This is a genomic window from Rhodopila sp. (genome assembly GCF_035548235.1).
In the GTDB taxonomy this organism is placed as follows: domain Bacteria; phylum Pseudomonadota; class Alphaproteobacteria; order Acetobacterales; family Acetobacteraceae; genus Rhodopila.
Genome location: NZ_DASZTJ010000190.1, coordinates 1 through 20,231, shown reverse-complemented (window position 1 = coordinate 20,231; position 20,231 = coordinate 1). Strand labels below are relative to the sequence as shown.

Sequence of the window (20,231 nt, the reverse complement as noted above, 5' to 3'; positions counted from 1 at the left end):
CATGCCAAGCCATCGGTGGGCGGCCCGCCTGCCCGTCTATTACGGCTGGGTGATCGTCGGCGTCGCCTTCGTCACCATGGCGTTCGGCGTCACCGCGCGTACCTCGTTCTCCCTGCTCCTGCCGCCGCTGCTGAATGAGTTCGGCTGGGACAGGGCGGACGCGGCCGGGGCGTTCTCGGCTGGGTTCCTGCTGTCGGCGGCGGTCAGCCCCCTGGTTGGCCGGGTGATGGACCGGCATGGCCCGCGCATCATCATCGAATGCGGCGTCGGCCTGATCACGATCGGTCTGCTGTGCGCGCCGATGATCACCGCCCTGTGGCAGCTCTACGTGACGCTGGGCGTGCTGGTCGGGCTGGGCAGCAACCTCATGAGCTTCTCGGTGCAGTCGCTGTACCTGCCGAACTGGTTCGTGCGGCGCCGCGGATTGGCGATTTCCATTGCCTTCTCCGGCGTCGGGGTCGGTGCGATCATCCTGCTTCCGTGGTTGCAGACGATCATCATCCGCAGCGGCTGGCGGACGTCGTGCTGGGTCCTGGGCGTGATGGTCTTGGGGGTCCTGGGCCCGCTGAACCTGCTGCTGCGCCGGCGGCCCGCCGATCTGGACTTGCTGCCGGACGGCATGCGCCAGGATGGGACCTCTGATCGGCACCAGGCCGTTTCCAACATCGCCGACCCGGCCTGGGCGGCGATCGACTGGCGGCTGCGGAACGCGATCCGCACGGCCCGTTTCTGGTGGATTTCGCTGGCCTATTTCTGTGCGCTGTTCTCGTGGTACGCGGTGCAGGTCCACCAAACCAAATACCTGATGGAGATCGGCTTCCCACCGATCGAGGCCGCCTGGGCGCTGGGTCTTGTAAGCGTCGTCGCGATCCCGGGGCAAATCGCCTTCGGCGCGCTGTCGGACCGCATCGGCCGGGAATGGGTGTGGGCTGCCGGGTGCCTCGGGTTCGTCCTGACCTATGTGCTGCTGATCGCGCTGAGCCGCGTGCCGGCCCCCTCGCTGCTCTATGCCATGGTGCTGGCGCAGGGGTTCCTGGGGTATGCGCTGACCTCGGTGATGGGTGCGATCGTGGTGGAGATCTACGAGGGGCCGCATTTCGGCTCGATCTTCGGCGCGATCAACGTGGCTTCGGTATGCGGCGGCGCTGCGGGGCCGTGGATGACCGGGGTCATCCACGACGCGACCGGCGGCTATGGGCCGGCCTTCCTGCTGGCGATGGGGTGCAGCGTGGTGTCCGCCGTCGCCGTCTGGATCGCCGCCCCCCGCAAGGTGCGGCTGGTGCCGGGCCGAGCTTACGCGGCCGCTCGGCGGGCCTGATAGATGCGCAACTGGGCGGTCGCGGCGTCCAGCAGCGGCGTCGCGATCCCGGACCGCGCGCCGCGCAGGGCCATGTCGGCGAGGATCTGCTCGACCTCCACCGGCGCGTTGACCTGCAGGTCGCGGTACATCGACGGCGCCCAGGGTGATCCTTTCGCCATGAGCATCGTCCGTGTTCGGGCCAGCACCGCCTCAGGAGGCGGATAGCCGGCTGCGGCGGCAACCGCCGCCGTCTCCGCCAGGAAGCGCGGCGGCAGGTCGGCGCCGTTCGGCAGCGCCTCGATCTCGCCGACCGTGCCGCGCAGCAGGCAGGTCAGCGCGCCGGCCGTGGCGAGCATGACCCATTTCTCCCACATCTCCTGCAGGATCGTGGTCGACAGGGTGGTTTCGAACCCGGCGCCGGACAGCGCGTCGTGCAGGCGGCGCACACGGTCGGAGGTGCTGCCGTCGCGCTCGCCGTATTTCAACTCCTGCATGCCGGCAAGCTGGACGACGCGGTTCTGCGCGTCGAGCATCGTGGCGACGATGCAGACGCCGCCCAGGACCGGCGCTTCGCCGAAATCGCGGACCAGCAGGTCGACCTGGCGCATGCCGTTGAGCAGCGGGACGATCATGGTGGCCGGGCCGATCGCGGGCTTGAGGTCGGCCAGCGCCTGCTCCAGCGCATAGGCCTTGACCGCGAGGATGACGATGTCGAACGGCTGGGCGATCTCGCTGGCCAGGACGGTTTTCGGCGCCAGCGTGACGTCGCCATGGGGGCTGACGATCACCAGCCCGTCCCGCCGGATCTGTTCGGCGCGTCCTGGCCGGACCAGGAAGGTGACGTCCCGGCCGGCCTCCAGAAGGCGGCCGCCGAAATAGCCGCCGGTGGCGCCGGCGCCGACGATCAGGATCCGCATGGTGTCGCTCCGTATGGTTGCATGTGATACCGGTTTACCGTGCCCGCCTGCCGATCAGGAACAGGTTGGGGACCAGCGACGACGCCGTGATCGCGGCCATGATCCACCAGCCGGTCCGGAAGGCGGCAAGCCGCTCCGCCGGGGTCGCCGCGGAGGCGATCACCGCGACGAAGACGGCGACGCCGATGGCGATGCCGGCCTGGCGGATCATGTTGATCACGCCCGATCCGGTGGCGAAGGACGATGGCGGCAGTGAGGAGGCGCCGACGCCCATCAGGGTCGGAAAGGTCAGGCCGACGCCGACGCCGGACAGCATCATCGCGCCCAGCGCCACGGCCAGGTTCGGTTCCGCTCCGGTGAAGCTGGCCCAGGACGCCAGGCTGGCGACGAAGAAGAGGATGCCGACGGTGATGACCGGCCCGGCGCCGAAGCGGGCGATCAGGCGTCCGGCGAGCAGCAGCGACGTGATCGGCACCAGAAGCGGGCCGGGCGCGATGGCAAGGCCGGTCTTCAGCGCGGACCAGCCCCAGCCGGTCTGCTCCCACACCGCGACCGAGAACAGGATCGCGCCGAACGCGACCGAGTATGGTGCCATGACCAGCGACGCGCCGCTGAACGGGCGGACGCGGAACAGGTGCGGCTCGACGAAGGGATTGGCGGCGCGCAGGCAATGCCGGACGAAGAGGCCCAGGCAGAGGACGGCGGCGACGATGCTGGCGGCGATGCCGGGCGAGGACCAGCCCCAGTCGTTGCCTTTGACGATCGCGAAAGTCAGCGCGCCGATGCCGGCGGTGACGAGCAGGGCGGCGATCGGGCTGGGCCTCGGCGCGTCATGGCCGGGCACGGCGGGCAGCTTCCACCAGCCGACCAGCAGCGCGAGGATGCCGATCGGGACGTTGACCAGGAAGATCCAACGCCAGCTTGCAATGATCAGCACGCCGCCCACGACCGGCCCCAGCGCGGCGGCGAGCCCGCCGATGGCAGCCCAGTTGCGCACCGCGCCGCCGCGCCTGTCGGGCGGGAAGGATGCCAGCAGCAGGCCGATCGAGGTCGGCGTCATCAGCGCCGCACCGGCTGCCTGCGCCACGCGATAGACGACCAGGGCCTGGACGCTGCCGGCCGCGGCGCACGCGGCGGAGGCGAGCGTGAACAGTCCCACGCCCAGCAGGAAGCTGCGATCCCGTCTGTACCGTTCGGCGAGCCGCCCGAAAAACACCAGCAAGGCCGCGTAGGTGATGGCATAGCCGTTCAGGATCCATGACAGGTCTTCCAGCGACGCGCCGCTGAACTCCCGCGCGATGTCGGGCAGGCCGACATTGACGATGAACAGGTCCAGGTTGGCGAGGACGATGCCGATGCAGACGATCGCCAGCACCTGCCCCGGCGTCGTGGTCCGGGCGCCGGGGCGCGTCATCACGGTGGCGTGGACGGTCTGCGGCTTGACGCTCATGAGGTGCCTTTCGCGGGCGACGATAATAAGACCTGTTATGTTCTATTATCGGGCAAAAAAATTCAGGCGATTTCCTTGACCAGCGTGCCGATGGTGGTCTGGCGCAAGGTTTTCTCGACGGCGGCGTCGGTCGCGTGGAACACCGGGGCCAGCAGGTCTTTCATCCTGCGGTCGACGGGACAATTCGGGTTGCCGCGGGGCCGCAGGGCGAACACCCCAGTCCCGGCCTCCACGGCCTTGTGGATCTGGTCGAGGGTGATCTTTCCCGGATCGACACGGAGATTGACGCCCCCGTCCTTGCCGGGCCGCACGGAGACAAGGCCCTGGTGCTGCAGGTCCTTCAACAACCTGCGCACGACGACGGGGTTGGTCCGCAGGCTGCGGGAGATGACTTCCGACGTGGTTCCCTCGGGGCCCTTGTAGGCTATGACGCAGAGGATCTGCACGGCGGTCGCGAGGCGTGTGTTGGCGGCCATAAGAGAACTATGGTGGTTATGTTTTATCTGGTCAAGAGGGTCGATCCACGCCATCCGCCCCGGCGGGCCGCGCATTTTTCACCACGCGGATACGAAGCCCGTGCAGTGAACACCATCGAGCCTCGGGCAAATGCGATCGCATTTGCCCAGAATCCAGTCATGTTCAGCGTCCGTGGAGACCTCCACAGGTGGTTCGAGCGTGGCAGCCGGTGCCGTATCATCCGTAACCAGCGACAAACGCTTCCAGCACCGACTGGAATCCCGCCGGATTGTCCGCGTGCACCCAGTGCCCCGCGTTCTTCACGGCGACAAACCGGGCGGAAGGGAACAGGGCCTTGATGATCGGCCGGTCCTGCGGCTTCACATAGTGCGATTCCGCCCCCGTCACGAACAGGCTTGGCCCCTGATAGGGACCGGGCAACTCGACCCAGCCTTCCAGGTCGGGGATCGCGGCGGCGATCTCGGGCAGGCCGATGCGCCAGCCTGGATTGGGACCGAAACGGAAATTCTGCAGCAGGAAGGCGCGGATCGATGGGGCCGGCACCGCATCCCGCAGCAGGGCGTCGGCCTCGGCGCGGGTCAGGTCGGGGCGCAGCGGAATCCGCAGCATGGCGCTGGCGATCCGGTCGTTGCCGTGCTCATACGCCACCGGCGCGATGTCGGACACCAGCAGCCGCGCGACCATGTCAGGCCAGCGCAACGCCAGCGCCATGGCCGTCTTGCCGCCCATCGAGTGCCCGACGACCGCGGCCCGTTCTATTCCATGCGCCAGCAGCGTCTCCCGCACGTCGGCGGCCATCTCGGGATAGGTCATCCCCGCCTGGTGCGGACTGGAGCCATGGTTGCGCATGTCCAGCGCCAGCACCCGGAACCGAGGCGCCAGCGCCCGCTGCGCCGATCCGAAGTTGCGCGCCATGCCGAACAGGCCGTGCAGGAACACGACGGGCAGGCCTTCGCCGGTCTCGATCGCATGCAGGATCATACGGCCCTCCGCGGCCAGGCGGCGATCGCGACGCCGCTCATGATCAGTGCCGATCCGGCAAGCAGGTCGGGGGTCAGCGGTTCGTGCAGGAAGACAGTGGCGATCAGCAGGCTGACCGCCGGGGTGGTCAGGAAGCCCAGCGAGGAAACCAGCGCCGGCAGCTTCGCCGTCGCCTCCATGACGCACCAGGTCCCCAGCGGACCGGCGACCAGGCCGATATAGCCCAGCGCGATCCAGCAAATCGGCTGATGTCCGAACGTGCCGTCCGGCGCGTGCCACAGCACCAGCGGCGCCAGGACCAGCGAGGCGATCAGGAAGCACCAGGGCAGCAGCGCGAACATCGACAGGTTCGGCCGAGCGGCGCGGGTCACGATGATGGCGACGGACCAGGAGAGCGCGGCGCCCAGCAGCAGCAATTGCCCGATCAGGGTGTTCAGGTTCGCATAGTCCACGGCCGGCGGATCGATCAGCACGACCACCCCGGCGATGCCGATCCCGGCGGCGATCCAGCGCCGCACCGGCATAGCCTCCCGCAGGAAGATCAGCGACAGCGGCACGACCCAGATCGTCGTGGTGTTGGCCAGGATGGCGACGCGCCCGGCCTGGACCCAGGCCGCTGCCTCATGCGCCAAGGCGAAATAGAGACCGAGTTGAAGGGTGCCGATGGCGAACAGGGCGGGCAGGTCGGGGCGGGTGGGACGGCGGAACCCGCCGAAGGCCAGCAGCAGGATGGAGGCGATGATGCCCGACAATACCGCCCGTCCTTCGGCGAACCACAGCGGCGTGGCCCCGGCGGCGATCGCGAGCTTGGTCAGCGGCCAGGCGCTGGCGAGCAGGATGACCGAGGCGAAAAGCTGCACCAGCCCCAGCGGCGACAGGGCGCCGTGGCGTGATACGGCGGGCGCCTGGGCCGCCGGTATGACCCGCGTCATCCCCTCAACGCGCGAGCGGCCGGTACTTCATCCGGTGCGGCTCCGTCGCCTCCGCGCCCAGGCGGCGGCGCTTGTCTTCCTCATACGCCTGGAAGTTGCCCTCGAACCATTCCACGTGCGCATCGCCCTCGAACGCGAGGATGTGGGTGGCGAGGCGATCGAGGAACCAGCGGTCGTGGCTGATGATCACTGCGCAGCCGGCGAATTCGGTCAGCGCCTCCTCCAGCGCGCGCAGCGTGTCGACGTCCAGGTCGTTGGTCGGCTCGTCCAGCAGCAGGACGTTGTGTTCCTGCTTCAGCATCTTCGCCAGATGCACGCGGTTCCGCTCGCCGCCCGACAACACGCCGACCTTCTTCTGCTGGTCGGAGCCCTTGAAGTTGAACGCGGCGGTATAGGCGCGCGACTGGATCGCCCGCTTGCCCAGGTAGATCACCTCATCGCCGCCGCTGATCTCCTGCCAGACGGTCTTGTCGGCATTCAGGCTGTCGCGCGACTGGTCCACGTAGCCCAGCTTGACCGTGTCGCCGACCCGCAAACTGCCGCTGTCCGGATGCTCCTGGCCCGTGATCATGCGGAACAGCGTGGTCTTGCCGGCGCCGTTCGGGCCGATGACGCCGACGATGCCGCCCGGCGGCAGCTTGAAGTCCAGGCCATCGATCAACAGGTTGTTGCCGTAACCTTTGCGCAGGCCCTCGGCCTCGATGACGATATTGCCGAGGCGCGGACCGGACGGGATGACGATTTCCGCAACGCCCGTCTGCAGCTCCTGCGACTTCTGCAGCATCTCCTCATACTTCGCGATACGCGCTCGGCTTTTCGTCTGGCGGGCCCGCGGGGAGGCGGAAATCCATTCCGCTTCGGCAGCGAGTGCGCGCTGGCGGGCGCTTTCTTCTTTTTCTTCCTGCGCCAGGCGCTTGCGCTTCTGTTCCAGCCAGGATGAGTAGTTGCCTTCGAAAGGATAGCCGCGGCCGCGCTCCAGCTCCAGGATCCAGCCGGTGACGTTGTCCAGGAAGTAGCGGTCGTGGGTCACGATCATCACCGTGCCTTCGTAGTCGCGCAGCGTCCGCTCCAGCCAGGCGACGCTTTCGGCGTCCAGGTGGTTGGTCGGTTCGTCCAGCAACAGCAGGTCGGGCTTTTCCAGCAGCAGCTTGCACAGCGCGACGCGGCGCTTCTCGCCGCCCGACAGGTTGGTGATCGGGGCATCGGCCGGCGGGCAGCGCAGCGCGTCCAGCGCGATGTCAACACGCCGGTCCAGCTCCCACCCGTCCTGGCTGTCGATCTTCTCCTGCAATTCGCCCTGTTCGGCGAGCAGGTCGTTCATCTCCTCGTCCGACATCGGTTCGGCGAATTTGGCGGAGATCTCGTTGAACCGGTTCAGCGCGGCCTTCAGGTCGGCGAAGGCTTCCTCCACGTTCTCCCCCACCGTCTTGGTGGGGTCCAGCGGCGGCTCCTGCGCCAGGTAGCCGACGCGCACGCCGGGCGCGGCCCAGGCCTCGCCGCCGTATTCGGTCTCGATCCCCGCCATGATCTTCATCAGCGTCGACTTGCCGGCGCCGTTGACGCCCAGGACGCCGATCTTCACGCCGGGCAGGAACGACAGGGTAATGCCCTTGAAGACTTCCCGCCCGCCGGGAAAGGACTTCGTCAGGTCTTTCATCACGTAAACGTACTGGTAGCTCGCCATGATCCATCACTTCTATGCTTGCCGCGTGTTTTAGCCGCTACCGCCCCCGGATGGTAGGTGAAGATCGGAAATCCCGGGAATTCCGGTATCCGGGGCGGCCCTAAAATCCGGAGGCCGGCACCCCGTGCGCGTCGTGCGCCGCTTCGTAACCGGCGACGAGATCGCGCTGGTCCGCCGGGTAGCGATCGTCCAGCACGCTGAGCGTCCGGATCCGGTCCACCCGGAAATGCCGGTAATCGGACCGCAGCTCGCACCACGCCGCCACGACCGTCACATCGACGTAATACATCAGCGCGATCGGCCAAACGGTCCGTTCGGTCTGCCGCGCCTCGCCGTCGCCATAGCCAAGGCGCAGCTTGCGCCGGTCACGGATCGCGGCGCGCACCACCGACAGGCTGATCCCGTCGGGGACGCTGCTGCTGCCGTCCGAGACATAGAACGGCGCACTGCCCACCGACCGGCGCACGCTCTCCGGCAGCACCGCCGCGATCTTCGACAGCACCCGCTCCGCCGCCTCCCACAGCTCGGCGTCGCGCAGCCGGTGCAGCAGGCGCATGCCGACGGCGATGGCGTCGGCTTCCTCGGTCGAGAACATCAGCGGCGGCAGGTCGAAGCCGCGGCGGAGGACATAGCCGACGCCGGCGGCGCCCTCGATCGGCACGCGGCTGGCCTGCAGGCTGGCGATGTCGCGGTAGATCGTGCGCGGCGTCACTTCCAGCCGTCCGGCGATCGCGGCAGCGGTGAGCGGGCCGGACGCGGACCGCAACGCCTGGATGATGTCGAACAGCCGATCGGCCCGCCGCATGCGCCTGGCTCCAGATGCCCCCGTGAAGACTGCTGACTCAACGCTGTCAGCAGGATGTCAGTATGGTGGCGATATCCGCAACCGCAAGGGAGAACGTCGTCATGGCCACCACGCGCATCGACATCGAGGAGGCGCCCTGGACCTCCGCCGTCCCGTTCTACGGGCCGAACGCCGTGTATGACGGCAGGGACGTCATCCAGTTGAAAGTGCTGAGCGACCGGCGGGCGGAGGGTGGAGGCATCGCCTGGATCGTGCGGTTCCAGCCGCCGCCGGGGAAGATGATCAAGATCGTCGCCGTCGCCTTGTCAGACGAGCACATCTTCAATCTGCGCGGCGGCCGGTCCACCAAGAGCGGCCAGCCGGCACGGTCCGGGGGCTACAGCCTCAATCCCACCGGGCAGCCGCACAGCGCGATGCTGGCGCAGGAGACGGAAACGCTGGTGATCTACACCGGGGAGCCGGATGAGATCCGGTCGCTGGAAGTGCTGGACGTGGAGAGCGCGGCTACGTCCTTGCCCGTGTCGTGACACGGGGAGAGGCCGGGTCATCACCCGTACTGCTTCCGCAACTCCCGCTTCAGCAGCTTCCCCGCCGTGTTCCTGGGCAGCGTCTCCACGAACACCACCCGCTTGGGCAGCTTGAACGGCGCGAGGTGCTGGCGGGCGTGGGCGATCAGCACGGCCTCGTCCACGTCGTGTCCTGGCCGCAAGGTGACGAAGGCCGTAACGGCTTCGATCCATTTTTCGTCGGGCAGTCCGACGACGGCGACTTCCGAGACCGCGGCGTGGGTGAACAGCACTTCCTCCACCTCCCGGCTGGCGACCAGCACGCCGCCGGTGTTGATCACGTCGCGGATGCGGTCGACGATGTAAAGGTAGCCGTCCTCGTCGAAATAGCCGACGTCCCCGGAATGAAACCAACCGCCGGCGAAGGCTTCCTCGGTTTCCTTGGGCTTGTTCCAATAGCCGGTCAGCAGTTGCGGCGAGCGGTGTACGATCTCCCCATGCGTGCCGGGCGGGACGTCGTTCATGTCGGGATCGACGACCCGTGTCTCGACGTTCAGCACGGGCCGCCCGCAGGAAGCCGGGCGGGCGTCGTGGTCCTCGGGCGCCAAGACCGTTGCACATGGTGCGATCTCGGTCTGGCCGTACGCGTTGTACGGCCGAGCGCCGGGGAGTCGCTCGCGCAGCTCGTGCAGGACGGGGACAGGCATGATGGAAGCGCCGTAATAGATGTTCTTCAGCGACGTCAGGTCGCGCGTCGCGAAATCCGGATGGCGCAGCAGGCTGATCCAGACGGTCGGCGGCGCAAAGAAGGATGTGATCCGTTCGCTTTCCACCAGCGCCAGCACCTGGTCGGGCGCCGGCGCTTCGATCAGCGTCGTGTGCGCGCCGACCAATAGTTGCGGCATCGTAAATGCATGCGTCTGTGCCGTATGATACAATGGCAGCGCCGCCAGCGCTCGGTCTGTCCGTTTGTATTCGAAATGATGAATCACTGAATAGTATTGTGCCAGCATCGCGCCATGCGTCATCATCGCGCCCTTGGGCGCCGCCGTCGTGCCGGATGTATAGACAATCTGACCCAACGTCTCCGCGGTGATGTCGGGCATGTCGACAGGCGGGATCGAGATGTCGCGGGCGGTAGCGAGCAGGTCTTCCAGCAGCACCGTGTGCTCGATCGCGATGCCTGGGAGGTTGCCCTGCAGCGACGCAGCGACCAGCACCGCCCGCGCGCCGGATTGCTCGATGATATAGGACAGCTCCGCGCCGGTCAGGGCGTAGTTCACCGGCACATGGACGAAGCCGCCGCGCGCGCAGCCGAGCCATGCCAGGAAATAGGCGTCGGAGTTGCGGCCATAGGCGGCGATCCGGTCCCCTGGCCGCAACCCCAGGTCGGCGAAATGGCGTGCCAGCCGGCCCGCCCCCTCATCGAGCGCGCGGAACGACCATGCCCGGTCCTGGAACGTCAGCGCCGGCGCGTCCCGGTGCACCCTGGCGGCGCGGCGCAGGGCGTCTCCGACCGTGTTGCGGTGGATTGGGTCCATGGCGGCTCCGTCAGGCCACCGCCTCGGCTTCGACCTCGAACACCCAGGCCGGGTCGGCGAGGCCGGCGACGAACAGCAAGGTCGAGGCCGGGTGATGGTCCGGGAACATCGCCCCGCGCATCTGGCGGTAGGATGTCAGCAACTCCCGATCGGTCAGAAACGCGGTGGTCTTGACCACGTTCTCCACCCCCATGCCGTGTTCGGCCAGCACGGCGCGCAAATTGGCGAAGGCCTGGGCGATCTGCGCTTCCCCCGAGGACGGCACGGTGCCGTCGAGTGCGACGCCCACCTGGCCCGAGATGACGACGCGGCGATAGTCGCCGCTGATCTGCACGGCGTGGCTATAGCCAGTCGGGGCGCGAACGGTGGACGGATTGGTGCGGGTGACCTCTGCAGGCATCGATGTCTCTCTCCCCAAATGGTTGGAGGGAGTTAAGCCGCGAATGCCGTAACGCGCAACGAAAGGTTACGTGTCCAGCCAGGCCCCGACCTCCTGCCTTATGAACGCCGCGTCCTCGGGATTGACCACCGGGTTGCCGGCGCGGTGGCCCCAGATGCTGGGGATCGGCTTCAGCGCGGCGTGGCGGAGATGCGGCAGTTCCGCCTCATTGTCCGCGGTGCGGAAATAGAGGTCGGTGGCGCCGGGCATCAGCAGCACGCGCGCCCGGATCGCGGCCAGGGCGGCGGTCAGATCACCGTGATACAGGTCGTTGGCGCTGATGTCCGCGGCGTCCCAGGTGCGAAGCTGGGCATATTGGTTGGCGGCCGGGCGGGCGCCGAACCGGTCTTCCCAGTCGGTCTTCAGGAACGTCTCCAGGTCCGGCGCCCCCAGGTTCGGCGTCGGACCGTCCTTCAGATGCCGTCCCGCCCGGTAGAAGTCCTGGCTGAGCGCCCAGCCGGCGTAGATGCGGCCGAACGCGCGCTTGGCCGCCTTGGGTTCGGCGGAGAAGCGGCCATTGCCGATGTGCTGCGGCGCGGCTTCCAGCGTCGCCATCAAGGAACGCAGGAACACCTGGTTGTGGACCGCGGTGCGCGCGACGCCGCAATTGACGACGATGCGCTCGACGGCGTCGGGGAACAGGGCGGCCCAGTGATAGGCCTGCAGGGCGCCCATCGACCAGCCGTAGACGCAGGCCACGCGCTCGATCCCGAACAGCGTCCGCAGCGCCGAACGCTGGGTCTGCACGTTGTCGTGGATGGTCACCAGGGTCGGGTAGTCGTCCCGGTCGGCCGGAGAGGAGGACAGGCCGTTGCCGAACATGTCCGGAATGACGATGAACCAGCGCGTCGGGTCCAGGACCTTGCCGGGGCCGATCAACCATTCCAGGTCGGGGTGCTGCGCGCCGTAGCTGGTGGGATAGACGATGACGTTGTCACGGGCCGGCGACAACGTGCCATGGGTCTTCCAGGATAGCCGCGCGCCGGTGAGCCGAACGCCGGATTGCAGGGTGACGTCGCCGGCGTCGAAGACGCCTTGTTGGGTGGGCCAGGTCATCGGGGTCCTTCTTGCGGGCGTTGTGGCGGGGCTCGCGTTCGGATGCTTGTGCCACGATCGGCCTTGGGTGGACACCGGCCAGTCCGTTTGCGCCTGATCGGCCTTGTCCGGCCAGTCCGTGCGTTTAACCGATTGACATCACGAACGTCCCGGATGGCCGGCACAAGGCTGGCCATGATGAAGGAGGAACGGACGCAGCCAGGGCGCGCCCCTTCAACTGCTCCCGATCAGGATTCCCACGGCGAAGACCACCGCGCCGCCGAAAGCGACCTGCAGCGTCGCCGTCAACGGCGGGGTGTCCATGTATTTCCAGCGCACCCAGGAAATCACCGCCAGTTCGACGATCACCACTCCCATCGCCACGGCGACCGCGGACCAGAACGACGGGATCAGGAACGGCAGCGTATGGCCGATCCCCCCCGCCGTGGTCATCAGGCCGCAGATCGCGCCGCGGAGCAGCGGCGCACCCCGGCCCGTCAGGCTGCCGTTGTCCGACAGCGCCTCGGCGAAGCCCATGGAGATGCCGGCGCCGACCGATGCCGCGAGGCCCACCAGGAACGTGTCCCAGGTGTTCCCCGACGCGAAGGCCGCGGCGAAGACCGGCGCCAGGGTCGACACCGACCCGTCCATCAACCCGGCCAGGCCCGGTTGGATCACCTGCAGGATGAAGGACTTCCGCGCCTTCGCATCCTCGGCGGAGCGGACATTGGGGGGCAGGTTCTCCTCGACGAGCGCATCGGCGCGACGCTCGTGCTCGACCTCTGCGTCCGCCAGGTCGCCCAGCAGCTTGCGGATCGTGACATCCTCACTGCGCGCCGCGGCGCGGCGGTAGAAGGCCTGGGTCTCGATCTCCATGCTTTCCGCCAACTCGCGGACCGCTTTCAGGTTCAGCGGGAACATCTGCCAGACCGGCTTGTGCCGGATGAAACCACGCACGTCCTGACGGCGGATCAGCGGGATATGTTCGCCGAACTTGCCGCGATAGACGTCCAGCAGGCGCCGGCGGTGTTCGCCCTCCGCACCCGCCATTTCGGTGAAGACCTGGGCGCTGGCGGGGAAGTCGGTCCGCAGGCCTTCGGCGATGTCGAGATAGATCCGTCCATCCTCTTCCTCATTGGCGATCGCCAGGGCGAGGATCTCGCGTTCCGTCAGGTCCGAGAAGTTGCGCATGCCGGCACTGTGGCCAGCGCAGCGCCCAAGTCAAGTGAGTTTCGTAATGATGAGAATGAGTTGCAGCCGCTCTTATGTTTCTATTCCGTTATGTTGCAGGGGCGTGGGCCAGCCACGCCCCTGCCCGTCACAATGAAATCCGAGCGCCGGCGAGGATGGTGGGGCCCGGCGTCTGATAGCCGTTCACCGGTTCGAATTTCGAATCGAAGATGTTCCAGCCGTTCAGGTAGAGATCGACATGCGGCATGAGCTTGTAGGTGATCGCGACATTGGCGATCAGCCCGTGCTGGCCTGGTCCGTAGCCGATGCCGCCCCCGTTGCCGTCGCCGCCGATCAGGATGTCCTGTGCGCTGCCGGTGTAATAGAACGAGGTGACGATCCGCAGCTTGGGGATCGGCCGCACCGTCACGTCCACATCGGCGCTGTTCTGAGGCTGGCGCAGCAGCCGCGTCCCGACGGCGGCCGACTGACCCGAGGCGTAGGTGTTCAGGAACGTCCAGGACGCATGCACGTCCAGCCAGTCGAACGGCCGCAGCGTCGCCTCGGTCTCCACGCCATGGCTGTGGGCGGAGTTCAGGTTGACCTCGGTATCGACCGGAACGAACACCGAGGTGATCAGGTCGGTGATCCGCTGGTCGAAATAGGTGGAGCCGAAGGTCAGGAACCGGGGCCGGCCGAATGCCGCGACGTCGGTGGTGAACCCGGCCTCCCACCCTTCTGCATGCTCCGGCTTCAGGTTCGGGTTGCCCACGAAGCCGAACGTATCGACGCCATAGCGCTCGAACAGTGACGGGGCCCGGAAGGCCGTGCCGTATGCCAGTTTCAGATGAGTCGAAATCTCCTTCAGGTCGTACACGCCGCCGATGCGCCATGTCGTCGGCGCCTGCTGGTCGACCCAGTCCTGCCGAATCTGCCCGGTCAGCGTCAGGCGCTTCAGCACCGTCGTCTGCAGGCCGGCGTAGATGGCGTTGGTCACCATCGAAGCCCGTGCGGAGTCGCCATAGAAGCCGGTCAGGGAATTGGACTGGAACCGTTCGTTGATGTCGTCCCCGGTGTATTCGTAGCCGAAGGTCAGTGCGCTGCCCGACAGGGCCGGCGCCTGGAGGTAGCGGTCCAAGTGCAGCGTGTTGTTCCACTGCACGTCGGTGCGATAGCTGTGATAGCGCGAGTCCGAGGACGCGAGGTTCGGGTCGTTGAGGTTCAGCGGCTCCTGGTATCGCCGGTCGTCCTGCTCCCGCCCGACGAACGCCCCGCTCTCCAGCGCACCGTCGAACAGCGTCGTCGTCAGGCCCAGGCGGCCGAGCAAGGAGCTGGTTTTGCCGTTGGAGTTGGAATCGTCGAAGGTGGGAAGCGGATTGAAGTCCGCGTCCGTCTGCCCCAGCGTATTGTAGCCGAAATACGCGACATGCCCGCGCAGCAGCAGCGACAGCCGCGTGCCGTCGACCGGCGTATAGCCCAGGTTCATCGTCAGCAGCCGGTCGCGGTAGCCTTGCGCCACGCCCTTGTAGACGAACTCCCGCTGCGGCGTGGAATCATACCCTTGGAAGGACTGGCTCTCGGCCGTGATGGCATAATCGATCGGCCCCTCGACGCCGGTGGCCGAGACGCTGCCCCGGATCGCGGCCGGATAGCCCCCCGCGATATCGCCTTCCCAGTGCATGCCCGGCTGCGTGCCGCGGCGGGAGATGATGTTGATCACGCCGCCCACCGCACCCGATCCGTACAGCGACGCCATCGGGCCGCGGATGACCTCGATCCGCTCCACGTCGGCGAGCGTCTCGGTGCTGAAATTGGTGTAGCCGCCGTTGACGTCCGCGGCGTCGTTGATCGGCATGCCGTCGCGCAGCACCAGGACGTGCTGGCCTTCGGTGCCGCGGATGAACACGCTGGTCTGGGCGCCGGGACCGCCGCTCTGGCTGACATGCACGCCGGGGACGTCCTGCAGGGCGTCCGACAGCGTGTTGTAGCCGTGGGTCTCGATCGTCTTGCGATCGATGATCGTCACGCCGGCGGGGATCTGCTCGACCGGGGACGGCACGCGGGTGGCCGTCACCACGACGTCGGGCAGGTTGACCGGCGCTTCGTCGGCCAAAACGGGCGCCACGCACAGAGGCGTCGCCAGGATAGGAACCAAAACCGCGATAACCGCCGGCGCGCGCATGCGCATGCGGACCTCCATCGACCTGCATTGTCGATTGCCCGCCTACGGGTTTCTCCCCGCTACCCCGATCCGTCTCGCTCGGTGCGCGCGCGCAGTCTCGACGCCGGCCGGTCTCCTGGCTGGCGGGTCGCCGCCCGGGTCCGCCTTCTCGTCCGCCGGAGCGGACAATGGCATTGGGGCCGGGCTCACCGCCTACAGTTGCGAGGGCAGCCGCCTTTCGGCAGTTCCCGTTTCACCCCCCGAGAGGGGCACCGTCATCTGGGCGGCAGATTAGACAACGCCGTTACGCTTCGCAATTCGGCCGCGGAGGTGCCAATGCGGACGTTCGATCGCCTGGCCAGCACCCCGGGCTTCCTGCGGAAGCGAGGCGGGGCCGGCGTCCTGTCCGGTTGCGTATAGATTTGTCCCAGCATCTGCATAAAAAGCAGGCTGTCTGCACGAAGACCACCTGCGCAACACGCAGGCAACCTTGGGGAATTCGCGTATTCTTGACCCTCGTCAACCCAAGCCGCGGGACGAACGGGTGATGTTGCGGCGGGTTGTACGTTTGGTCGTTGCTGCTTGGCACGCCGCGTGCAAACCTATATCGCTGTTCACGTCGCAGATTTCGCCTTTGAGGGCGGCGAACCGGGCAGCCTGAACATGAATGGAGGGCCCGGGTATCCGGGCTTGATGGACATGAAGAAGATCGAAGCTGTCATCAAGCCGTTCAAACTCGATGAGGTCAAGGAAGCCCTGCACGAGGTTGGACTGCAAGGCATCACGGTGGTCGAGGCGAAAGGCTTCGGCCGTCAGAAAGGCCACACGGAGCTGTATCGCGGCGCCGAATACGTCGTCGACTTCCTGCCCAAGGTGAAGCTTGAGGTGATCTGCGACGACGCGGTCGTGGAACGCGCCGTGGAAGCGATCATCAACTCCGCCCGGACCGGACGCATCGGCGACGGCAAGATCTTCATCTCCTCGATCGAGGAGGTGATCCGGATCCGGACCGGAGAGCGAGGGGAGGACGCGATCTAGCGCCCAGGCCGAGCGGCCGGCGCGCCACCAGATTTGGTCCTTCCATTCACGATCAGCGGCCTCCCGGCGGGTGCCTGTCATGGATGTCATGATACGGGCGTTTGACACGGGGGTTCGAGCCGGGGATAGACCCGGCGTTCGACCACCGGGCCAATCCGATCGGCTGACGATCGGATCGTCGAGGGGCCGTTCCATGGTCCCGCACGGTGCGGGGCTGTAACCAGGCCTGATCCCGCCGCCCGATGCCGCGGCGGGATTGTTTGGCTTTCGTTTTGATACGGGGAAAACAGAATGGCGATTGAAAGCTCGAGTGCCGACGTCGAAAAGGTGCTCCAGATGCTGACCGACAACTCGGTTGAGTATGTCGATCTGCGCTTCACCGACCCGCGAGGCAAATGGCAGCACACGGCGCAGCACGTTTCGACCATCACCAAGGACGCCTTCTCGGAAGGCATCATGTTCGACGGCTCGTCGATCGCCGGCTGGAAGGCCATCAACGAGTCCGACATGATCCTGATGATGGACGCCAAGACCGCGGTCATGGACCCGTTCGCGGCGAAGCCCAGCGCCATCATCTTCTGCGACATCGTCGAACCGTCCACCGGTCAGTACTATTCGCGCGACCCGCGCGCGACCGCCAAGAAGGTCGAGGAATACCTGAAGTCGACCGGCATCGGCGACACCATCTTCATCGGCGCCGAAGCGGAGTTCTTCATCTTCGACAGCGTGAAGTTCGGCACCGGCGGCAACTACGGCATGTACCAGGTGGACAGCGTCGAAGGTCCGGGCTCGTCCATGAAGGACTATCCTGAAGGCAACATGGGCCATCGCCCCGCAGTGAAAGGCGGCTATTTCCCCGTTCCGCCAGTCGACGGCGACAGCGACCTGCGCGCCGAAATGCTGACGACGATGGGCGAAATGGGCCTGGCGATCGAAAAGCACCACCATGAAGTCGCGCAGTCCCAGCACGAGCTGGGCTTCAAGTTCGGCCCGCTGGTGACGCTGGCCGACCACATGCAGATCTACAAATACTGCGTGCACAACGTCGCCGCCAGCTACGGCAAGACCGCGACCTTCATGCCGAAGCCGATCTACGGCGACAACGGCTCGGGCATGCACACCCACATCTCCATCTGGAAGGAAGGCAAGCCGCTGTTCGCCGGCAATGGCTACGCCGACCTGTCGGAGACTTGCCTGTATGCCATCGGCGGCATCATCAAGCACGCCAAGGCAATCAACGCATTCTCGAACCCGCTGACCAACAGCTACAAGCGCTTGATCCCCGGCTTCGAAGCGCCGGTGCTGCTGGCTTATTCCGCGCGCAACCGTTCGGCCTCCTGCCGTATCCCCTACACGACCAGCCCGAAGGCCAAGCGCGTCGAGGTGCGGTTCCCGGACCCGGGCTGCAACCCGTACCTGTCCTACTCCGCGATCGCGATGGCCGCGCTGGACGGCATCAAGAACAAGATCCACCCCGGCGACCCGATGGACAAGGACCTGTACGATCTGCCGCCGGAAGAGCTGAAGGGCATCCCGACCGTCTGCGGGTCGCTGCGCGAGGCTCTGGTCTCCCTGGCCGCCGATCATGCGTTCCTGCTGGAGGGCGGCGTGTTCAGCGAGGAGCAGATCGAATCCTACATCGAACTGAAGTGGAGCGAGGTCTACAAGTTCGAACACACCCCGCATCCGGTCGAGTTCGAAATGTACTACTCCGTCTGATCGCGTAGCGATCCGGCCGGCCAGCCCCCGTCGCGCAAGCGGCGGGGGTTTTGTTTGGAATTATAACCACTCGCGCCGATTTTCGACGATACCGCCCGGCATTACGCGCATTGCGCGTGGAACCCCTTGTCGATACAGGCGGGATGCCCGCAATTAAGGCATAAAATCCAAAGCATTACGCCGCATTGGCGCGATCCGCCTACAAAACATGCTTGCTGCACCTGCACGCTTCTTGTGCATTCCCATTTGATCATCGAAAAAAACGCGGTACCGAGCGTGATTCTTCGCGCCGACGCGACTTGGCACGATTGTTGATTCTTGTTTTCCGCGCTCTGCCCTTGCTCCGCGATGGCGCGGCGAACGGCATGACAGGACAGGACCATGCGACACATAGTCATCAACGCCTATCGACCGGAGGACCGGCCAACATGAAACTCATCATGGCGATCATCAAGCCGTTCAAGCTGGATGACGTGCGGGAAGCGCTCACCCCGCTCGGCGTTCAAGGCCTGACCGTATCGGAAGTGAAGGGATTTGGTCGGCAGAAGGGCCAGACCGAGATTTACCGCGGCGCGGAATATCACGTGAGCTTCCTGCCGAAGATCAAGATCGAGGTCGTGGTTCCCGTTGACCTCACCGACCAGGTCATCGAGGCGATCGCGAAGGCGGCCCACACGGGCAAGATCGGCGACGGCAAGATTTTTGTTCTCGATATCGAACGAGCCATGCGGATCCGCACCGGCGAGGTCGATGCCGAAGCGCTCTAAACAAAGAGAATAGGGAAACAGGATGATGATGAAGCCCCGTTACGCCTGGGGAATGGGCGCGTTCACGCTCGCTCTTTTGGCGACATTGCCGGCCTGGGCCGATGACGCCGCGAACGCGGCGGCCGGCGCGGCCACGGCCGCCGCCGCGGCCGCGCCGAAGATCGACAGCGGCGACACCGCATGGATGCTGGCCAGCACCGCGCTGGTGCTGCTGATGACCATCCCGGGCCTGGCGCTGTTCTACGCCGGCATGGTGCGCAAGAAGAACATCCTGGCGACCATGATGCAGTCCTTCGCCATCTGCTGCATCGTAACGATCGTCTGGACTGTCGCCGGCTACTCGATCGCGTTCACGACCGGCAACGAATACATGGGCGATTTCTCCCGGATCATGCTGAACGGGATCGCCAGCCATATCGTGAAGGGCAGTGACCAGGCGTTCGTGCTGGCGTCCGGGGTCAAGGACGTTTCGGACATGACGACGACCATTCCCGAAACGGTCTACATGATGTTCCAGATGACCTTCGCGATCATCACGCCCGCGCTGATCGCCGGCGCGTTCGCCGATCGCATGAAGTTCTCGGCCATGTGCATCTTCATGACCCTCTGGTCGCTGCTGGTCTACTCGCCGATCGCGCACTGGGTCTGGGCGCCGTCCGGCTGGGCCAGCCAGATGGGCATCCTTGACTTCGCCGGCGGCACCGTCGTGCACATCAACGCCGGCGTGGCCGGCCTGGTCTGCGCCCTGGTGCTGGGCAAGCGCGTCGGTTACGGCCAGGACAACATGGCGCCGTACAACCTGTCGCTCGCGGTCATCGGCGCCTCGTTGCTCTGGGTGGGCTGGTTCGGGTTCAACGCGGGTTCCGCGGTGGGTGCGAACGGTCGCGCCGGCATGGCCATGGCGGTGACGCAGATCGCCACGGCGGCGGCGGCCCTGGGCTGGATGTTCGCCGAGTGGATCACCAAGGGCAAGCCGTCCGTCCTGGGCGCGATCTCGGGCGCCGTGGCCGGCCTGGTGGCCATCACCCCGGCCTCGGGCTTCGTGCTGCCGGGCGGCTCGATCGTCATCGGCGTGGCCGCCGGCGTGATCTGCTTCTGGGCCGCGACCAGCCTGAAGCACTTGCTGGGCTACGACGACAGCCTGGACACCTGGGGCGTGCACGGCATGGGCGGCATCGTCGGCGCGCTGCTGACCGGCGTGTTCTCCTACGGCCCGCTGTCGGCGACCGACGCCAGCCCCGACGGCTCGCCGGGCGGCCTCGCCCAGCTCAAGCTGCAGGCCATCGGCGTGTGCTCCACGCTGGTCTAT

General features: G+C 66.4%; 18 protein-coding genes and 1 riboswitch. Of the genes, 6 read left to right on the top strand and 12 right to left on the bottom strand.

Features of this window, described 5'->3' with window-relative positions:
* Position 1 precedes the first annotated feature (1 nt).
* Positions 2–1,318, top strand: a complete 1,317-nt coding sequence (locus VHB27_RS15535; protein ID WP_325602024.1) for an MFS transporter — start codon at positions 2–4, stop codon at positions 1,316–1,318.
* Here VHB27_RS15535 and VHB27_RS15530 read toward each other — a convergent pair.
* The 7 genes from VHB27_RS15530 to VHB27_RS15500 form a co-directional block, all read right to left on the bottom strand.
* Positions 1,294–2,217, bottom strand: a complete 924-nt coding sequence (locus tag VHB27_RS15530) for a ketopantoate reductase family protein (RefSeq protein WP_325602022.1) — start codon at positions 2,215–2,217, stop codon at positions 1,294–1,296. The two genes, VHB27_RS15535 and VHB27_RS15530, sit on opposite strands and share 25 nt — an antisense overlap.
* Positions 2,218–2,251: 34 nt before the next feature.
* Positions 2,252–3,667, bottom strand: coding sequence for an MFS transporter (locus VHB27_RS15525; protein WP_325602020.1), 1,416 nt, complete (start codon positions 3,665–3,667; stop codon positions 2,252–2,254).
* A gap of 62 nt (positions 3,668–3,729) precedes the next feature.
* The gene (locus VHB27_RS15520) at positions 3,730–4,143 is read right to left on the bottom strand and encodes an Rrf2 family transcriptional regulator (RefSeq protein WP_325602017.1); all 414 of its coding nucleotides are present in this window, start codon (positions 4,141–4,143) and stop codon (positions 3,730–3,732) included.
* A gap of 217 nt (positions 4,144–4,360) precedes the next feature.
* On the bottom strand, positions 4,361–5,125 hold the full coding sequence (locus tag VHB27_RS15515) for an alpha/beta fold hydrolase (protein WP_325602016.1): 765 nt from the start codon (positions 5,123–5,125) through the stop codon (positions 4,361–4,363).
* The gene (locus tag VHB27_RS15510; RefSeq protein ID WP_325602014.1) at positions 5,122–6,057 is read right to left on the bottom strand and encodes a DMT family transporter; all 936 of its coding nucleotides are present in this window, start codon (positions 6,055–6,057) and stop codon (positions 5,122–5,124) included. The genes VHB27_RS15515 and VHB27_RS15510 overlap by 4 nt, the downstream gene beginning before the upstream one ends.
* 4 nt (positions 6,058–6,061) lie before the next feature.
* Positions 6,062–7,741 (bottom strand): energy-dependent translational throttle protein EttA, encoded by a 1,680-nt coding sequence (gene ettA, locus VHB27_RS15505; RefSeq protein ID WP_325602012.1) that lies wholly within the window; start codon positions 7,739–7,741, stop codon positions 6,062–6,064.
* Between the two features lie 100 nt (positions 7,742–7,841).
* Entirely contained in the window at positions 7,842–8,546 is a 705-nt protein-coding gene (locus VHB27_RS15500; RefSeq protein ID WP_325602011.1) for a helix-turn-helix transcriptional regulator, read from the bottom strand.
* 101 nt (positions 8,547–8,647) lie between these two features.
* Here VHB27_RS15500 and VHB27_RS15495 point away from each other — a divergent pair, with 101 nt between their 5' ends.
* Entirely contained in the window at positions 8,648–9,073 is a 426-nt protein-coding gene (locus VHB27_RS15495; RefSeq protein ID WP_325602009.1) for a hypothetical protein, read from the top strand.
* A gap of 20 nt (positions 9,074–9,093) precedes the next feature.
* On the opposite strand, the gene VHB27_RS15490 is transcribed toward VHB27_RS15495, so the two are convergent.
* From VHB27_RS15490 to VHB27_RS15470, 5 genes are all read right to left on the bottom strand, one after another.
* Entirely contained in the window at positions 9,094–10,593 is a 1,500-nt protein-coding gene (locus VHB27_RS15490; protein ID WP_325602007.1) for a fatty acyl-CoA synthetase, read from the bottom strand.
* Between the two features lie 10 nt (positions 10,594–10,603).
* Positions 10,604–10,993: a RidA family protein gene (locus VHB27_RS15485; RefSeq protein ID WP_325602005.1), complete on the bottom strand. Its 390-nt coding sequence runs from the start codon at positions 10,991–10,993 to the stop codon at positions 10,604–10,606.
* 66 nt (positions 10,994–11,059) lie between these two features.
* Complete coding sequence (locus VHB27_RS15480; RefSeq protein WP_325602003.1) at positions 11,060–12,088, bottom strand: alpha/beta fold hydrolase; 1,029 nt, start codon at positions 12,086–12,088, stop codon at positions 11,060–11,062.
* Between the two features lie 213 nt (positions 12,089–12,301).
* Positions 12,302–13,258 (bottom strand): iron exporter MbfA, encoded by a 957-nt coding sequence (gene mbfA, locus VHB27_RS15475; protein WP_325602001.1) that lies wholly within the window; start codon positions 13,256–13,258, stop codon positions 12,302–12,304.
* A gap of 127 nt (positions 13,259–13,385) precedes the next feature.
* Positions 13,386–15,362 carry a TonB-dependent receptor plug domain-containing protein gene (locus tag VHB27_RS15470; RefSeq protein WP_325601999.1) on the bottom strand — a complete coding sequence of 659 codons (1,977 nt, stop codon included), beginning with the start codon at positions 15,360–15,362 and terminating at the stop codon, positions 13,386–13,388.
* A 145-nt stretch (positions 15,363–15,507) separates the two neighbouring features.
* A riboswitch (cobalamin riboswitch) is annotated at positions 15,508–15,690 on the bottom strand.
* Between the two features lie 407 nt (positions 15,691–16,097).
* On the opposite strand from VHB27_RS15470, the gene VHB27_RS15465 reads away from it, so the two are divergent.
* From VHB27_RS15465 to VHB27_RS15450, 4 genes are all read left to right on the top strand, one after another.
* On the top strand, positions 16,098–16,436 hold the full coding sequence (locus VHB27_RS15465; RefSeq protein ID WP_325601997.1) for a P-II family nitrogen regulator: 339 nt from the start codon (positions 16,098–16,100) through the stop codon (positions 16,434–16,436).
* 291 nt (positions 16,437–16,727) lie between these two features.
* Positions 16,728–18,155: a type I glutamate--ammonia ligase gene (gene glnA / locus VHB27_RS15460; RefSeq protein ID WP_325601995.1), complete on the top strand. Its 1,428-nt coding sequence runs from the start codon at positions 16,728–16,730 to the stop codon at positions 18,153–18,155.
* Positions 18,156–18,583: 428 nt separating this feature from the next.
* Positions 18,584–18,922 carry a P-II family nitrogen regulator gene (locus tag VHB27_RS15455; RefSeq protein ID WP_325601993.1) on the top strand — a complete coding sequence of 113 codons (339 nt, stop codon included), beginning with the start codon at positions 18,584–18,586 and terminating at the stop codon, positions 18,920–18,922.
* A 22-nt stretch (positions 18,923–18,944) separates the two neighbouring features.
* Positions 18,945–20,231: ammonium transporter (locus VHB27_RS15450; RefSeq protein WP_325601991.1), on the top strand; the 1,287-nt coding region annotated here is incomplete at its 3' end.

Excerpts from the sequence above, each read along its gene's own strand:
- VHB27_RS15535 (WP_325602024.1), top strand. The coding sequence starts at position 2 with ATGCCAAGCCATCGGTGGGCGGCCCGCCTGCCCGTCTATTACGGCTGG.
- VHB27_RS15530 (WP_325602022.1), bottom strand. The coding sequence starts at position 2,217 with ATGCGGATCCTGATCGTCGGCGCCGGCGCCACCGGCGGCTATTTCGGC.
- VHB27_RS15525 (WP_325602020.1), bottom strand. The coding sequence starts at position 3,667 with ATGAGCGTCAAGCCGCAGACCGTCCACGCCACCGTGATGACGCGCCCC.
- VHB27_RS15520 (WP_325602017.1), bottom strand. The coding sequence starts at position 4,143 with ATGGCCGCCAACACACGCCTCGCGACCGCCGTGCAGATCCTCTGCGTC.
- VHB27_RS15515 (WP_325602016.1), bottom strand. The coding sequence starts at position 5,125 with ATGATCCTGCATGCGATCGAGACCGGCGAAGGCCTGCCCGTCGTGTTC.
- VHB27_RS15510 (WP_325602014.1), bottom strand. The coding sequence starts at position 6,057 with ATGACGCGGGTCATACCGGCGGCCCAGGCGCCCGCCGTATCACGCCAC.
- ettA (WP_325602012.1), bottom strand. The coding sequence starts at position 7,741 with ATGGCGAGCTACCAGTACGTTTACGTGATGAAAGACCTGACGAAGTCC.
- VHB27_RS15500 (WP_325602011.1), bottom strand. The coding sequence starts at position 8,546 with ATGCGGCGGGCCGATCGGCTGTTCGACATCATCCAGGCGTTGCGGTCC.
- VHB27_RS15495 (WP_325602009.1), top strand. The coding sequence starts at position 8,648 with ATGGCCACCACGCGCATCGACATCGAGGAGGCGCCCTGGACCTCCGCC.
- VHB27_RS15490 (WP_325602007.1), bottom strand. The coding sequence starts at position 10,593 with ATGGACCCAATCCACCGCAACACGGTCGGAGACGCCCTGCGCCGCGCC.
- VHB27_RS15485 (WP_325602005.1), bottom strand. The coding sequence starts at position 10,993 with ATGCCTGCAGAGGTCACCCGCACCAATCCGTCCACCGTTCGCGCCCCG.
- VHB27_RS15480 (WP_325602003.1), bottom strand. The coding sequence starts at position 12,088 with ATGACCTGGCCCACCCAACAAGGCGTCTTCGACGCCGGCGACGTCACC.
- mbfA (WP_325602001.1), bottom strand. The coding sequence starts at position 13,258 with ATGCGCAACTTCTCGGACCTGACGGAACGCGAGATCCTCGCCCTGGCG.
- VHB27_RS15465 (WP_325601997.1), top strand. The coding sequence starts at position 16,098 with ATGAAGAAGATCGAAGCTGTCATCAAGCCGTTCAAACTCGATGAGGTC.
- glnA (WP_325601995.1), top strand. The coding sequence starts at position 16,728 with ATGGCGATTGAAAGCTCGAGTGCCGACGTCGAAAAGGTGCTCCAGATG.
- VHB27_RS15455 (WP_325601993.1), top strand. The coding sequence starts at position 18,584 with ATGAAACTCATCATGGCGATCATCAAGCCGTTCAAGCTGGATGACGTG.